At 35.2% G+C, this 16824-nt stretch carries 12 protein-coding genes; 1 reads left to right on the top strand and 11 read right to left on the bottom strand.

The window, feature by feature from the left end:
- Positions 1 to 208: 208 nt before the first annotated feature.
- The 4 genes from K412_RS0118075 to K412_RS0118060 all read right to left on the bottom strand — a co-directional run bounded on the left by K412_RS0118075 (position 209) and on the right by K412_RS0118060 (position 8663).
- Positions 209 to 1162, bottom strand: a complete 954-nt coding sequence (locus tag K412_RS0118075) for a DUF2935 domain-containing protein (RefSeq protein ID WP_024834387.1) — start codon at positions 1160 to 1162, stop codon at positions 209 to 211.
- Positions 1163 to 1551: 389 nt separating this feature from the next.
- A complete protein-coding gene (locus tag K412_RS0118070) occupies positions 1552 to 3015 on the bottom strand; it encodes a methyl-accepting chemotaxis protein (RefSeq protein ID WP_024834386.1) in 1464 nt (487 codons plus the stop codon).
- A gap of 286 nt (positions 3016 to 3301) precedes the next feature.
- The gene (gene ppsA, locus K412_RS0118065; RefSeq protein WP_024834385.1) at positions 3302 to 5917 is read right to left on the bottom strand and encodes a phosphoenolpyruvate synthase; all 2616 of its coding nucleotides are present in this window, start codon (positions 5915 to 5917) and stop codon (positions 3302 to 3304) included.
- A 286-nt stretch (positions 5918 to 6203) separates the two neighbouring features.
- Positions 6204 to 8663 (bottom strand): glycoside hydrolase family 9 protein, encoded by a 2460-nt coding sequence (locus K412_RS0118060; RefSeq protein WP_024834384.1) that lies wholly within the window; start codon positions 8661 to 8663, stop codon positions 6204 to 6206.
- Positions 8664 to 8778: 115 nt separating this feature from the next.
- Here K412_RS0118060 and K412_RS0118055 point away from each other — a divergent pair, with 115 nt between their 5' ends.
- Positions 8779 to 9675, top strand: a complete 897-nt coding sequence (locus K412_RS0118055) for an AraC family transcriptional regulator (RefSeq protein ID WP_024834383.1) — start codon at positions 8779 to 8781, stop codon at positions 9673 to 9675.
- 134 nt (positions 9676 to 9809) lie between these two features.
- Here K412_RS0118055 and K412_RS0118050 read toward each other — a convergent pair whose 3' ends face one another.
- The 7 genes from K412_RS0118050 to K412_RS0118020 form a co-directional block, all read right to left on the bottom strand.
- Positions 9810 to 11048, bottom strand: coding sequence for a serine hydroxymethyltransferase (locus K412_RS0118050; protein WP_024834382.1), 1239 nt, complete (start codon positions 11046 to 11048; stop codon positions 9810 to 9812).
- 137 nt (positions 11049 to 11185) lie between these two features.
- A complete protein-coding gene (locus K412_RS0118045; RefSeq protein ID WP_024834381.1) occupies positions 11186 to 12178 on the bottom strand; it encodes an AIR synthase family protein in 993 nt (330 codons plus the stop codon).
- Positions 12179 to 12310: 132 nt separating this feature from the next.
- Complete coding sequence (locus tag K412_RS0118040) at positions 12311 to 13012, bottom strand: DUF2225 domain-containing protein (RefSeq protein WP_024834380.1); 702 nt, start codon at positions 13010 to 13012, stop codon at positions 12311 to 12313.
- A gap of 299 nt (positions 13013 to 13311) precedes the next feature.
- A complete protein-coding gene (gene thiI / locus K412_RS0118035) occupies positions 13312 to 14487 on the bottom strand; it encodes a tRNA uracil 4-sulfurtransferase ThiI (RefSeq protein ID WP_024834379.1) in 1176 nt (391 codons plus the stop codon).
- Positions 14484 to 15647, bottom strand: coding sequence for a cysteine desulfurase family protein (locus tag K412_RS0118030; RefSeq protein WP_024834378.1), 1164 nt, complete (start codon positions 15645 to 15647; stop codon positions 14484 to 14486). Before K412_RS0118030 ends, thiI begins: the two co-directional genes overlap by 4 nt.
- 84 nt (positions 15648 to 15731) lie before the next feature.
- Positions 15732 to 15974: a hypothetical protein gene (locus K412_RS0118025; protein ID WP_024834377.1), complete on the bottom strand. Its 243-nt coding sequence runs from the start codon at positions 15972 to 15974 to the stop codon at positions 15732 to 15734.
- Between the two features lie 47 nt (positions 15975 to 16021).
- A complete protein-coding gene (locus K412_RS0118020; protein WP_024834376.1) occupies positions 16022 to 16822 on the bottom strand; it encodes an NADH-quinone oxidoreductase subunit B family protein in 801 nt (266 codons plus the stop codon).
- Between the last annotated feature and the right edge of the window lie 2 nt (positions 16823 to 16824).

The following is a 16824-nucleotide window of genomic DNA, read 5'->3' as shown; positions in this document are numbered from 1 at the left end:
ATATTTTCCTTACATCTTGATTGAGTCATTTTTTTGTAGAAATTTAGAGACATCTCCCTTATGATTTTTCAGCTAAGAAGGAGATTAGTGCAAAGTACAAAAAAATGCCTGCATCCTAAAATATTAATACAGTTTTTTGTATAAAAAATAGAAGCTAAATCTACAGATCCTTGGTGGACCAAAGCTTAGCCTCTTGGTTTTTAAAATATTATAATGTAGCGTCTCCGTACAATGTTTTATCTGCTTTTTCAAACATTTTAAGCAGCCGCAGATAGTGATTCGCTTCACGTAGTACGTGGTCACCCAGCAGCGGAATTATGATTGATCTTATTTTACATGAGAGAATTCCTTGGGTGCCTTGTGCCTTGAAATTTCTTAAATTCTCAGTTGCCCTTAAGCTTTCGTCAGTAACATTAGTCAATGGAGTCGTAGCGTCCATTGCCGCTTTAGCTTCTACTGTCAATTGATCAAACTCATTACCAAAATCATTAGCTTGATTAATTAAATTATTTTCTGTCGGGTCAAGAAGCCCTCTTATAAACTTAGCATGCTCTGCCATTTGCCTATTCCAGAAAAATTCCTGTTGGTAGGCTTCTCTTTCCAGCTTTATCTCTTCCCTGTTTTGAAGTCTTCTAAGCTGCTGAAGATATAATTCTGCCTCACGAGTTATGTGTATTATCAACAAAGGGTAATTAAGTGTAAACATTTTACAGCTTAAAACATTAGATAAAATATTTGATTTAAACTTTATTAACTCAGCAGTTGCTTTTATTGCCCGTTGGTTAAGAGCAAATACTTGTCGTTCAAGCATAGGGTTGGCTGTTATAATTCCACTTCCCATTAATTTTGCTTCTGCCTGTGTTAGTTGAGTTGGTATACGTACTCCAGTAAAAAATGTGGTTGCCTGTTCTGCTTTAAGAGTAAAGGGTGTTATTACTTCACCTGATTGTAAAACGCCTGGATTAACAACGCCGTTAGAAAGTGAAATAACATCTCCTAGAATTCTATCAAATTCTTTGCGAAAATTATCAGCCTGTTGAGTAAAATTAGTGTCCTTTGGTGTAAATGCCACTTCAAGGAAAAATGAGTGTTCTTTCATAATCCTTGCAAAAAACAAATGTAAACCCAGCGACTGTTCTATAAATTCAATGGTTGACAACATAGTAAGTACCTCTCATAAAGGTTATTTTATATCAATATTTTATGTTAACTCAATTAATAACGTTACATGATATCACTACTTTTTTATTAGAGATGCAGTACAAATTTTATAATCAGATTTCATTTCATTTAAAATCATTGTATTGTGAAAAAGGACCGTTCAAATTGAAAAGAAAAAGAGGACAAAGTCCGTGACAGCTAAAGCTGTAGAACAGGCTTTGGAAGATATGTTTCTTTTCTGATAACGTTGATCAATTCAAGCTTAAACTCGGAATTGCACTTTTTCTTAGACGCGAAAAGTGCACCCAAATGTTAGATTTTAAAAACTTAATATCTAACATTTTGGGTGCACTTCAGAAATGGATGGATTGTTACCCTTACAACATCTTATCAAATATTATTTCTAATAACTGCTTGCAGATTTTCACTAGAATTATTTATATCTTGCATTGATGAATAAATTAAATTGATACTTGCACTTTGTTCCTCCATAGTTGCCAGCATTTCTTCTGTTGCTGCTGACTGCTCCTCTGAAATACTTGCAATACTTTCAGTTTCTAGATGTATTTTAGAGAAAATAGAGGATACATTCTCAATCATATTTAATTCATTAGCAATATTAATATCTATATCTTTGAAGGATAATTGAATCTTCTTAAAAACTTCTGTAACATCATTTATGAGTACTTCACCTTCACTCGTTGCAATATTTCCATCCTTCACCTTATCAACAACTTTGAGTGTTTTAATTTTTATATTTGCAATAACCTGATCAATTTGCTTTACTGTATTTGCAGTTTGCTCAGCCAGCTTGCGCACTTCATCTGCTACAACAGCAAATCCTTTTCCTGTTTCACCAGCTCTAGCAGCTTCTATAGCAGCATTCAGTGCTAATAAATTTGTTTGCTCAGCAATTTGTGTAATACCTGATAAGAAGTTAATAATTTCATCCATATTGCTTTGAAGCTCCTCAACCGTAGCAAGGGACTCTGTTGATGAAATATTTATTAAGTTCATCTGTTTATCCATATTGATTATTTTTTCGGAGCCTTCAGTTACTACATCACTTGCCATGCTTGAAACCTCAGCAAGCTTTTTTGAATACTTAAGTACTTCAGAAATCTTATCTTTCGCTTCACTCATCATATTATTTATTTCATTGGTGCTTTCTGCTTGACCTACAACTCCTTTAGTTACTTCCTGGACTGTTGCTGTAACTCCCTTACTTGCCTCTTGAAAACGTTCCAGATTTGTATTACAAGCAGCTATATCATTATTTAGTGAAAATGTATTTGATTTAACAGTATCCATAGTTTTTTGTAAATCAGTTAATAGAATATTTGTCTGTTTTTCTTTTTCAGTGGCAATTTTAATTATTCCAAGTCCCCATTTAGTTAGTAAAAATAAACACGATGTGCAAAATAAAATAGAAGCTAGTTGTAAACTGAAATCGTGATAGTTATAAATATTTTTAAAGATTTGAAGGAAAAGTAATATATTACTCATAAAGATGCCATATATTAGAACAAGCCATTTGCGAAGATACGTAGTAGTAAAACATAAACCTAACATGATAAAAGCAGTCACTGAATTAGGTAAGTCCATTATTAATGAGCATAAAAATGTATATAAAAAGAATAAAAGCACTGCCATAACAACCTTTTCATTAATTTTTTTATACATAAGTATTGCACATGTACAAGTACTTATTGCTAGAATTGCAAACGGAATATAAGTTGAAAGAATAGAAGAAATAGCTAGTGCCAAGCAACAAATGGCTCCTAGCATGGAAGTAATTATAGTGAATTTATTAACTTTTAAAGTATGTGACCTTAGCATAGCTTCATTACTCATTAATATAACCCCCAAGTCATAATTTTATAATATAATGAATATTTTTACACTATTATATTACATTTTTCAACATTATTCAACAATTTTCAATTCTAGAGAAGATTTTGGTGAATTATCTTGCTTACAGTTTGGGGGATATAGAAATATTTTTGAATTGGAAGAATATTTTCTATATTGATGCTAAAACTTAAACTTATAATACATTGAAAGTTTTTCAAAATAATTAAATATAAAAACGTATTTTTTTGATATCTCCGTTATCAGGTTTTAGACTTCTTCAAAATAATTATAGAATTTCTACATACCCTTCTGTTCCATTAACTCGAATTCTTTCTCCATCTTTTATCAATTGGGTAGCATTTTCTACTCCAATAACCGCTGGCAAACCATATTCACGAGCTATAACTGCTCCATGGGTCATCATTCCCCCAACTTCAGTTACCAAACCTTTTATGGATACAAATAGGGGTGTCCAACTTGGGTCGGTAAAAGCTGTTACTAAGATATCCCCTTCTTCTAAATCAGCATTTTTCATATCCAAAATTACACGCGCTCGTCCTTCTACCACTCCTCCAGAAACTGGTAACCCTACAACAGCATCATTGGGAAGATTTTCTCGTTTATATTTCCCTACAACGATTTCTCCATCAGACGTTAAAACTCGCGGAGGTGTTAATTTTTTGTATAATTTTAACTCTTCCTTACGTTTGTTGATGAGCTTATAATCCACTTCACTCCCTCGTACAACCTCGTGAAGTTCTTCAAATGTTAGATAGTATATGTCCTCTTTATCATTAATAACATTGGCTTTAACCAACTGTTCAGCTTCTTTCAGTAATGCCTGCTTGTAAATAAAGTACCGACTGACAATGCTGTATTTTGGATATTCACGATATCCTGCCAAATTTCGGAGTAGGTCTATCATTCTTTTTGTCTCTTCAGCTTTTTGCTTACCATCCGGTAATAATTTTAGCCGTTCTAATAGCTTTTGCTCTTTCTGTAAAGCCTCCTTAAGTCCTTGCTCAAATTTCTTCTTAGCAGCATTAGGCTCAAAATTTTTGATATTATTAAGAATCAATGGTACAAGTGTGACAGGCATTTCACTCCAGCGAGGTTTTGTAATATCGATTTCTCCGCTGCACCTCATTCCATACTTATTAAGATAAGACATAATTGCAGCTTTACTTTCCTGCCCCCCTTCAAACTTAATCAATTCATCCAAAAAATTATTATCTTCTGTATTTTTTAAATACTCAATAACTTCAGGATAAGGACGAATCACATCTGCCACATCCAATAAAGCAAGACCCATTTCGGAAGTAATATTATTTTGTACAGATTGTGAAAGAATATCGGCTACGTTTTTTTCACCTAACCACTCCAGTATTTTTTCGTTGAGCCAGGTGGAAGCATTTGCTACAGCCATAATTACACCCATGCTTTGGGGATTAAATAAGCTCTGTTTAAATAGCGAGATATCTTCCAGTATAAAATCAAATAAATCTACTCCTGATTTTGATTGGATTTTTTGTTTTAAAGTTTCTATTGATGTTTGACTTCTCTCAATCAAATTAGAAACTATTGCAGGATTGTTCCCTCCCTGAGCCAGAATATCCGCAGATGACAAAACTATTTTACCTTTTTCAGTACTTAGCTCTTTTTTATCCTCTGGTAAAGGTTTTATAAAATCTCCCTGTTCTATTATGGTCATCAATGCGTCTTTGATAAGTGGATCGTGTTGTCCCATGTTGTTTAATAATATTTCCCTCATGTCAGGGGAAGCCAGCATTTGCGCAACCTCAACAAAAGGTCTTCCACCGGCTGTAAACATATTTCCGGCAGATGTTAATTTCCAAAATGACAAACCTAAAGGTTTCATAGCATCAGTCATCATTTGTTGATGACCTACAGATATATAAACATGGTATTCATGGTCATTTGCCTCAGGAATGGGAAATAGCGTAGTAATAGGACGACTCTGAAGAATATAAAATGTTTCATCAGCCAAACACCATTCAACATCCTGAGGATTACCAAAATGTTCTTCAATCTTTCTGCCAATATGTTCAAGCTGCACAATTTGCTCATCAGTGAGCACTTGCTTGTTCTGCATATCAAGCTCAATTTTCTGTTTTTTAGTACCACCGTCTTTTTGTGCATAAATGGCCAACTGCTTTGTTGCTATTTTTTTGCTAATAATCTTACCTTTTCTTACTTTATAGTTATCTGCATTTACAAGTCCCGATACTAAAGCTTCACCGAGGCCAAAACCGGCATCAATGGATAATACCTTTCTATTAGAACTTACAGGATCGGCAGTAAACATAATTCCTGCAACCTGGGGAATAACCATCTTCTGAACAACAACCGCCAAATTTACTTTACGGTGGTCGAAGCCGTTTTGAAGGCGATAAGTTACTGCTCTCTCAGTAAACAGCGATGCCCAACATTTGCTGATATGCTTTAGGATGGACTCTTTCCCAATAATATTCAAGTAAGTATCCTGCTGTCCTGCAAAAGAAACTGTCGGAAGATCCTCCGCAGTTGCACTGGAGCGTACAGCGTAGGCATTATTTTCGCCAAGTTCGGAGAGGACACGTATAATATCTTCAATAATGTCTTGTGGAATTACTATAATTTCTATTTCTTTACGGAGTTCACTGCAGAGTTCACCTATTTTATCTCTTTCTTCTGCTCTGAGAATGGTTAGGAAATCAAGTAATTTGTTAATTTTTGGGTTTTCTGCAATAACTCTTTTATATGCTTCGGTAGAAATACAAAAACCCTCTGGAACACGTATGCCTTCAATTTTAGAAAGTTCGCCCAGATTCGCGCCTTTTCCTCCAGTAATCATGATTTTTGTTTTGTCAATATCCTGGATATTAAATACATAAGAACTCATTAGTTTTCCTCCTCTTAGGTATTCCTTTAGTTAATATCACATAAAAATAGTTTAATGGAGCATTGTGTAATAGCTTATTTATAATTACCTTTTACAAATATTCTATATTCACTCCAAACACGTATTTTTAGCATGTTATTGCATTATAGCACCGTAAAAACTGAACAAACAGTCTGCATTTTAATTTTTTAGTATGATATAATTATGGTGGAGAGAAAGTATTTGCTCGAAAAAAAAGAGCAAAGCTCTAAATTTCGCTCTGCTCTCTTAATCCACTTCATTAATTTTATTTGAGTAATATTATCTTTAAATTTGCTAAATCAATTGCATCAATTACCCCATCTCCATTTATATCCGCATTCTTTACATTTATAGTGTTATCAAGTCCCAACAAGTACTTTTTCAATTGTGCATAATCTAGAGCATCAACTGAATTGTCCCCATTTACATCACCAACTTTTATAGGATTCTCATTTTGAAAGTTACTGTTGGCAAATGCGGTGATAAACTGAAGAGTGGAAGTAGAACCAATAGCGTGCTCATTTGTAGTCCATTCATCTGCACTGTCCAAATAGCATTTTGCAGGGAAGTTTGAAAGGCCAGCCCCTTGATACCTGTTAGGACCTAACGGCATAAAGCCCTTAGCTATCCCCGGTTTTCCGTCACTATTAAAGGTAGCGAATATGGTTTTAATACAATCTTCACCGTAACCTGACACGAAGCTCTTTCTTAAGGGATTTGCACCAAGAATCCAGTGTAATGAAGAAAGTGCCATGTTGTTAATAGTCTCGTTATTTGTGCCCAGAAGTTTTGAACCAATAACAGCTTCCATACACATACCCATTATTTGGTTGTTACTGCCCCAGTAATAGTTTGAGTTTGTAAGGGCATTTCCCCATGCACTGTTTTTGTAACGTTCAATTTTATTATTTAACCAGATTTCAAACTCGATATTGAACCACTTTTCAGCATCAATGTTTCGGTTATCGGCTTTCATATAAGAGAAAAATGCAAAGTTCCAGTTTCCTACCCAATCTCCTGATGCATTCTCATAAATATCCTTTCCTTTTGAATAGTTTGCAACAAAATAATTATCATATTTTGCTTCACCTGTAGCCCGATACAAGGATGCTGCTGCTAAGAGTCTGCTGCTCATATCGTTGTCAGAATTATAAGGTCCATTTGGAGATTTAATATTGTTTGGATTCTGTTCAAGATACGTCCACGCACTCTTTGCTGCATTCAGACAAGTAAGTGCAAACGCTGGATCATATTTTGAATATACAATGGAAGCGTGAGCTAAAGCAGCAGCTGCACATGCAGTATCTTCTGTGGGTCTTATATTTGTGGTGTCACCCTCTTTATCCTTTATAATCCTTTTTGTTATGTTACCATCATCATCGGATTGAACTCTTGCATAAAAACCTCCGCTTGAGGTTTCTTGCATTTTTAGAATCCATTCCAACTCCCATCTTGCCTCATCAAGTATGTCCGGTATACCATTTCCGCTTTCGGGAATATTAAACTGATTATCCTGATATAGCTCTGGGAACATGTCGTAAGCCCAAAAAAGATTTATTAAAGTCCCTGCTCCTGTACTTACATACTTTCCAAGATCTCCAGCATCAAACCATCCTTTAGATACATCCCTTGTCTTTCCGTAGTCAGAGTCAAAGACAGCAGTTATGTCCTGTGGTGTTTTGTCTTTTCTTGGATAATCGGGACAGTATTTATCCGTAAGGTCTATACCTGAACGCTGATAATAAAAGTATCTTGCTACATCAGTCAAAAGTGATTTGTAAACATCATTTCCAATCTTAAACTTAGGTGATTTTTCTATTCCTGACATATTAACTGTAATGTAATATTCACCCGGTTGTTCAAGGTCGGTAAACACTGCTTTGAACACCCTTTCACCTGAATCCGGGTCGTAATCCTTCAAAAGAACCAGTTGACCATTATATGCTACGGAATCGTCAGAAACTCTTTTCACCTGGAATGGAGTTCCTTCTGTAGCGGTAAACTCATCCTCAAACCCTGAAACATAGGCATATTTCTCGGCATCTTCACGGAATCCTACCTGATTTACCTTGATTGCAGGATACGCTTTTTCTTTATTTGGAGAAGTCAACTTCAGTTGATTAATCCATACACAGAATGGATCAAGATTTACTTTATCAAGTACAATTGCCTTTGCATTGTATGGATCCATACCCAGTGATGGCTCTAAAATATCTTTTAAGGGTATTTTTACATGTTGCCACTCAGTTGTAATCGTACAGTAATCAGTTATCGGTTTTGTTATTTTCTGCTCAACACCTGATGCACGCTCGCTTACATGATCAACTGCTCCAATTACAAACTCCTCTCCTCCTTTTTTACCCTTTACATTAAATTCTAAATATCCGTTGGGAACATACTGAGATACATCATGACAGTTCCATTCAGCCAATGTTAGTATTACCGACATCCAATACGAAGAAAGTTGTGTTTGAAGATTCAATCGCAATGAAGGTAAATTTTGGTATGTAACTTGGGTATCAACAGGTAAATTCCCGTTTTCTGTTTCTAATTCACCTGCTCCGCTTCCAGACCATCCACTGACTTTATCCTTAAATACATAAAAATCCTGAAGGTTCCTCCAACCCTGAGGAGCACTTGCATTGATAATAATCATTGATGTAATCAACGAAGTACATATTATTGCAATACATAAAAATAAAGCAAGTAATTTTTTTTGATTCATACTTTTCCTCCTATATTTTGAGAATAACTTTTATTTAAATATATAGCAAATATATGCAATATTCCTTGACTTTTTAGTCTAAAAATAGCATTATTTAGACAAGGAGTTGAAATAAATGGAGTATATGTATCTTCATTATTTTACGAAAGAGCCAGATTTTCCTTTTTACATTCAGTATGGATTTCATGATGAAGATATGCCTGAGCATTTCCACTACGATTTTTTTGAACTTGTGATAGTTTTAAACGGAACTGCCACTCATATAGTCAATTCAGAAGAATTCTTTATTAAAAAAGGTGATGTTTTCGTATTTAATACGGATATATCACACGGGTATAAAGACCCTCATAACTTTAAAATAATAAATATAATATACAAACCAGAACGGCTCACCGAAATATGTAATGATATAAAGAAATCACCAGGGTATCAGGCACTTTTCGTATTAGAGCCCTTTTTTAGAAAAAAGTACAGTTTCAGTAATACCCTATCACTCTCTATTTCTAGTTTAGAATATGTAGCAGATCTTGGAGCTCGCATTAATAAAGAATATAAAAGAAAAAATCAGGGATATCAAACCATGATCTATGCTCATTTTATGGAAATGGTTGTATACCTATCAAGACAATACGTTATAGAAAATAAACACTTGCACGATAAATTTATACATTTAGCAAAAGCTGTATTGTTTATAGAAAATAATTATCTTAACCCCATAAAACTTGATAAATTAGCAGATGAAGCACATATGTCCGTTAGGCATTTTAACAGAATATTTAAGGAAAATTATGGTACTACCCCTTTTAAATATATTCTGCAACTTAGAGTTAATCATGCCTGTTCCCTGCTTAAAAACAGTAACTTATGTATTGCTGATATAGCACTGGAAAGCGGCTTTTCTGACAGTAATTATTTTTCAAGGCAATTTAAGAAGATTACCGGTTTAACACCCAAGGAATACAGAGTAAGGAATAAATTGATTTATTCAAATATAGATTTAACACTCATTTGATTTTTAGTCGAAACTCACTCAAAGGCTCCAGCAGAATACATTTCTCTTACAAATAAGCTTTTCTTTCCAAACATAGATACAAAAAATCCTGTACCAGTAATATGATACAGGATTCATATATAATTATTTATGTTTTATTTATATAAAGGGTATTTGTTACAAAGAATTTCTGCTCTCTTTGCAACACTTGATTTTGTATTTTCAAAATCTGTTATTGTGAGGTAAATCAAGTCTGCAATTTCCTTCATATCTTCTTCATTCATTCCTCTGCTGGTTACAGCCGGAGTACCAAGTCTTATACCACTAGTGATAAATGGACTCTGAGTATCAAAAGGAATACCGTTTTTGTTACAGGTAATGCATACTTCATCCAATCTGTGTTGAGCTTCCTTACCTGTAATATTCATATTAGTCAGGTTGATAAGCATAAGGTGATTGTCTGTACCGTCAGAAACTAGTTTAAATCCTTTTTCCATAAGTGCAGAAGCCAAAGCTTTTGCATTTTTAACAATATTCTGTTGATATGTTTTGAATTCATCCGTAAGTGCTTCCTTGAAGCTCACTGCCTTAGCAGCAATAACATGCATCAATGGGCCACCTTGATTTCCTGGGAACACGGCACTGTCGATTTTCTTTGCGTATTCCTGCTTACAGAGAATCATACCTCCTCTTGGACCTCTTAATGTCTTATGAGTTGTAGTAGTTACAACATCAGCATATGGAACAGGATTTGGATGTAATCCGGCAGCAACAAGACCAGCAATGTGAGCCATATCAACCATAAGAATTGCTCCCACTTCGTCTGCAATTTCCCTGAACGCTTTAAAATCAAGTGTTCTTGGATAAGCACTTGCTCCTGCTACGATTATTTTTGGTGAGTTTTCCTTAGCAATTTTTCTCAACTCATCATAATCTATATAACAGTTGTCCTCTCTTACGCCATATGGTACTACATTATAGTATTTTCCTGATATATTTACAGGACTACCATGACTTAAATGTCCTCCGTGTGCAAGATTCATTCCTAAAATAGTATCTCCGGGATTCAGGAAAGCAAAGTATACTGCTGTGTTAGCCTGTGCTCCGGAATGTGGCTGTACATTCGCATGATCCGCACCAAAGATCTGCTTAGCTCTGTCAATAGCCAACTGTTCAACTATATCAACATATTCGCAGCCTCCGTAATATCTTTTACCTGGATACCCTTCAGCATATTTGTTTGTTAATGGTGTGCCAAGAGCCTCTATAACTGCATCACTTACAAAATTCTCTGAAGCAATCAATTCTATCTTATTTCTCTGTCTGTTAACTTCCATCTCAATAGCTTCTGCTAATTGAGGGTCCATCTTCTTTATTGTATCAATATTGTACATAAAATGCCTCCACTCCAATGTCATTAAATCGTGACATTTGCTCGTTTTTTTATTCACGCAAGTAAAATTATAATAAAATATCCATATATATGTCAATTAAATATGCAAATATCGCACTTATATTACATATTTATACATTATTTAATTAATTTGTACAGTTCATCAGAGCCAGGAGCATCAATATCCTTTACAGTCCCTTCTTGTTTGCTTACAAGGATTCTACCGGCATTTTTATCAGTAATTGTCCCTATTATGGTTGCCTTAATTTTATTTTTTTCAAGAAGCTTTACCAAACCTTCTCCATCCTTACAGGTTATAATCATACATCCACTGGAAATCAATCTCAAAGGATTTATTCCAAAGTAATCACAAATTCGACGTGTGACAGGCTCTATCGGTATGGAGTCCTTATTTATAGTTATACCCGTACAAGATGCTTCTGCAATTTCCCAAGCAGCACCAAGCACTCCTCCTTCAGTAATATCATGCATAGATGTTGCACCAAATCTGCCTGCAAGAACTCCTTCGGGGACTACACTTATGTAATCTATAAAACTTTTTGCATATTGAAGTTCACTTTTATCTAGATAACGTGATAATTCATCCTCAAAATCACCTGCAATAATTGCAGTACCCTCAAGTCCGGCACTTTTGGTTAATATAACACTGTCTCCCGGTTTTGCTCCTGAAGATGATATAATTTTATCTTTATAGGCTTTACCTACGCAGGTTGTAGACAGAATAATTTTATTAACCGCAGGTGTAACCTCCGTATGACCTCCGATAATTTCTACATTCAGTTTTCCGGCAGTTTCACAAACCTGTTCCATCAGCTGCTCCAACTCGATTTCTGTGGTTCCCACCGGACACAATACAGTAACCATCAAGCCCAACGGTTCAACACCGGAAGATGCTATATCATTACAGGATATATGAACCGCAAGCCGCCCTGCATTTTTACCGGCAGCTGTTATAGGGTCTGTAGACATAACCGCTGCATATTTATCAAATTCTATTGCGGCACAGTCCTCACCGATACCGGGGCGCATAATTACTTCTTTTCTGAAGGTATTAATTTTTCCAATAACTATTTTATTTAAAATGTCGTTTGGTATTTTACCAGATTTCATGTATTATCTTTAGCCTCCTGAGCCGATAACCTGCCATAATATTGCAGTTATCTAAAAGTATAGCATAAGAAACGGATTAAAACAGGGGTATCACCTGATTTAATCCGCCAAGATTGCTTTTTTACTAGTTGTTTATGATTCAGTTTCAACACTACTGCCTTCGGTAGCTGCCAATTGGTCTTTTGCCAACTGATACTGCTCTCTGGCCATGTCAATTAATTTTGGATTACTTCTTGCCCCACTTGAGGAAACAATTCTGCTAAACCAAAGTACTGATTCATTGAGTTTCCCTATTCTTCTGTATAGCTCTGCTATTATGTACATGCAAGTGTATTCGTCAAGTTTATCCAGAGGAAACCTCTCTTTTTGATAGGCTTCATTGTATGCCTCTGCTGCAAATGTTAGAAAATCAATTTCCTTTTTATCTCCTTTGGCTCTGTAAAGCCAAGCAATTCTAAGACATACTTTAGCTATTTCACTGCTTTTAGCCTTTCTTACCTGTAGATTTAAAAGAGCAAGTTTAAATGCTTCTAAAGCATGATCTACATCTCTTTCACCTAAAAAGCTTCTTTTGGTCCAATGACTGGAAATCTTATCTTTTATTACAGGAATATCTCTTGTAAAAATACTTTCGAATTTTTCCTGCAAAGCTGCATAACCACAATGTTCACAGACCCATACATCATAAAAAAGTACATTAATACCTTCATAATATACACATAAATCAGTATCTCTTGATTTTACCCTGCATCCTTTTGTCTTAACTTTAGTAACCTCAATTTCCCTGTTACAAACAGGACATATTACTTTTTTGTTGTAAAGTAAATCATTCATGGCAATACTCCTAGTCTTTTTAATTAGTCAATTTCAACAATTCATAAGTTCTTTTGTCCACAGCATATTCTCCTATAATCGGCTTATAAATATTTACATTTATGCACTAATTTTCCAACTATTTATTTTGCCGCCCCATCATTATATGATTCTCTCTATAAAAATGACAAAATTATGGAAACATTGTTTCGAATGTATTCCAACAAATTTTTGCTAAAATAATTCTACCATAATTATAAATGTATGTGGGCTTTTTGCAAAAAAATCGTCTATATTTATTATTTCCCCTGCCAATTCAATTAAGGCTTTATAATAATCACTTCGGTATTTTCAACTGCTGTATTTATAAGGGGCTCAAAGTCAACAACTGACTCAGATTTTATTATTTTCTCAAGCTTCGGCTTGGTTTGAGGATGTTTTGCAACAAACACGGTACAGCAATCTTCATAGGGAAGCACTGAAGTATCAAAAGTTTCAATCCTTCGTGCTATTTCTATTACTTCAACTTTGTCCATACCAATCAATGGCCTAAATACAGGCATATTTACAGCGGCATCCGTACAGTAAAGGCTTTGCATTGTTTGACTGGCAACCTGTCCCATGCTCTCTCCGGTAATAAGTGCCATAGCATTTACTTTTTCAGCTATTTGCTCTGCAATTTTCATCATAATCCTTCGCATAATAATGGTAAGCTGCTCTTCTGGGCAATTGTCGTTTATTTTAAGTTGTATTTCTGTAAAAGGAACAACATGCAACCGAATTTTACCACAGTATTGGGCCATTATTCGAGCCAAATCAATTACTTTCTGCTTTGCTCTTTCACTTGTATATGGGTAGCTGTAAAAATGTACTGCTTCAATTTCTACACCCCTTTTGCCCATCATCCATCCGGCTACAGGACTGTCAATTCCTCCTGAAAGAAGTAGCATTGCTTTACCGTTTGACCCCAGAGGCATTCCTCCCTGAGCCTTTATTGTTTCAGAATAAATATAAGTACTTTCTCTAACTTCAAGGTAAAGTATAAAATCAGGATTTTTAACATCCACAGATAATCCTTCTATGTTTTCCAGTATGAAACCTCCTACATCGGCACTGATTTCAGGGGATTGCATAGGAAATCTCTTGTTTCCTCTTTTAGTCTCAACCTTGAAAGTCTTGTATCCCTTTTCTTCTACCAGTTTAGAAGCCATTTTAAGAGAAGTAGCCTTTATTGTCTCATAGTCGGTTTCAACCTTCCAGACTGGGCTTACAGAAACAACACCAAATACCTTAGCCACCTTTAAAAGCACTGCATCAAAGTCATAGTTTTCTTCCTGAGGCTCAATATAAATTCTGCCTTGAGATTTTATTACCTTGACTTTACCAAATTTAAAAATCGCACTCTTTATATTTCCAATAAGTTTATCCTCAAAAACGGGCCTGTTTAACCCTTTTAGTATTATCTCACCATAACGTACCAGTATTACTTTATTCATCTCTTACCTCCACGTTTTATACTTATAATCGGAATAATTTCATTCAGTGCTTCAATAGTTTTGTCCATTTCATATATGTTGTTTGAATGTGATAAACTAAAACGTATTGCACCGTCTATATACTTAGGACTTACACCCATAGCTTTTAATACATGGCTGTGATGTGCCTTTCGTGAAGAACATGCCGAGCCAGTTGATACAAATATATTTTTCTGTTCAAGGTGATGCAGCAGTACTTCCGATTTTAAATTTGGGAATGAAACATTTATAATGTATGGTGATGCACTATGGGGTGAGTTGACAACAGCATCCGGGAATGTTTCATTTATTCTTTTTACAAAATGGTTTCTTAGTTCCTTTGCTTTTTTATAATTATCATCAAGCTTTGCAAATGTTATTTCCGCCGCCAATCCAAAACCGCAAATGCCCGGTACATTTTCAGTACCCGATCTCAAAGCGGATTCCTGTCCTCCTCCTATTAAAACAGGTTTCAATCTAAGTCCTTTTCGAATATACAAACCTCCAACACCTTTTGGGCCATGTATTTTATGTGAGCTAAAAGACATTAAGTCAACATTACAGGTTGTCGGGTTAATCACTGTTTTGCCAAAAGCCTGGACAGCGTCAACATGAATTACCGCATTAGGACATAATTTTCTTCTAAGGTTACAAATCTCTTCTATGGGTTGTACCGAACCTGTTTCATTATTTGTATGAATAATGCTAATTATTGATGTTTCCTCTGAAATCATATCCTTTAAAACATCTAATTTGATAACACCGTCGCTATCCACTGGCATAAAATCTACCCTATACCCGTCCTTAGCTAATTGCTTGTACACTTCTAAAACTGACGGATGCTCTATTTCACTTGTTATAATATGTTTACCTGCTCTCGGATTTGCCTTCAAATAGCCTAATATTGCCAAATTATTCGATTCAGTACCTCCTGAAGTAAAGCAAATATCTTTGGAATCCACTTTTAAAGCTTGAGCAATCTGGCTTCTTGCTTTTTTTACCAGATTCTCTGATTCGATACCTTTTGTATGTAAGGAAGAAGGGTTCCCGTAGAACTCTCTGCTTACTTTTGCAACATATTCAATAACTTCATCGTATGGCTTTGTGGTAGCACTGTTATCGAGATATATCTCATTGTTCATAAATAACCTCTCATAATTATAACTCGAGCAGCTTACCCCGAGTTATATACTGATTAAAATATATTATTAGTATATATAAAATTATTATTTCGTTTTGCTATTCTCTTTATCTTCTAATTTTTTGCTTAATTTCTCTATCTGCTCCTTCGTTATGTGTTCTTTCATAAAGTCACGAAGGGTAATACTCCTGTATTCATCTGCTTCATCAATACACTTTCCGCAGTCATCACAATGTTTTGTAGGATCAAGATCGCATATATCACATTCACCGCAATCTATACATTCTCTTTCATATAACTCACATTGGTCTGTCATTCTAACTTGCACGATTAACTCTGCAAATCGTGCTGCCTCCTTCTAGTATAATATATATCTTATAATCGTCCAATTGCTTTTAGTATACCATAAATTAATGCCTGAGGCCTAGGGGGACAACCCGGAATATAAACATCTACTGGTAAAATAGTGTCAATCCCATTTCTTCCAGCATAACTATCCTTGAAAAGTCCACCACTGCAAGCACAAGCTCCTACTGCTACTACCAGTTTAGGAGATGGGGTCGCATTATATGTTTTGACCAACGCTTCTTCCATGTTTCTTGAAACACATCCTGTCACCAGGAGCAGATCTGCATGCCTGGGAGATGCAACAAAATGTATACCAAATCTTTCAATATCGTTATATGGACCGTTAAGTGCTTGAATTTCATAATCGCAACCATTGCAAGAGCCAGCATCAACTTCCCTAATGTTAAGGCTTCTTCCAAATTTCTTACCAACTTTATCATTTAACTTTTTTCCAATTATTTCATAATCAGTACCATTTATTTCTTCGTCTCTGATATATAAAGGGGCAGCTCTAAGTAAATCTCTGCTTTTCTGGGCAAGCTCAAATTCATTTGATAGTCTTACTGCCTGGTTTGAACAGGCTTCTTCACAAAACTTGCAGAATATGCACTCATCAGTATTTACTGCTGGAACTTTCTCTTTTTCCCCATCCTTATCAACCAGAACAACTGCCCCTGTGGGACAAGCAGAAATACACTTTCCGCACCGTGTACATTTTAAATAATCAAATGCTGGAATACCTGTAATATAAGTACTTTTTGTATTCTTTTTCGGATACTCTACAGTAACAGTACCATGCTGTATCATCTTTTTTACTATGTTATACATTA

Source organism: Ruminiclostridium josui JCM 17888 (genome assembly GCF_000526495.1).
Lineage (GTDB): Bacteria > Bacillota > Clostridia > Acetivibrionales > DSM-1351 > Ruminiclostridium > Ruminiclostridium josui.
Note: the sequence above shows the minus strand (reverse complement) of the source record. Positions and strands in the feature narration are given on the sequence as shown.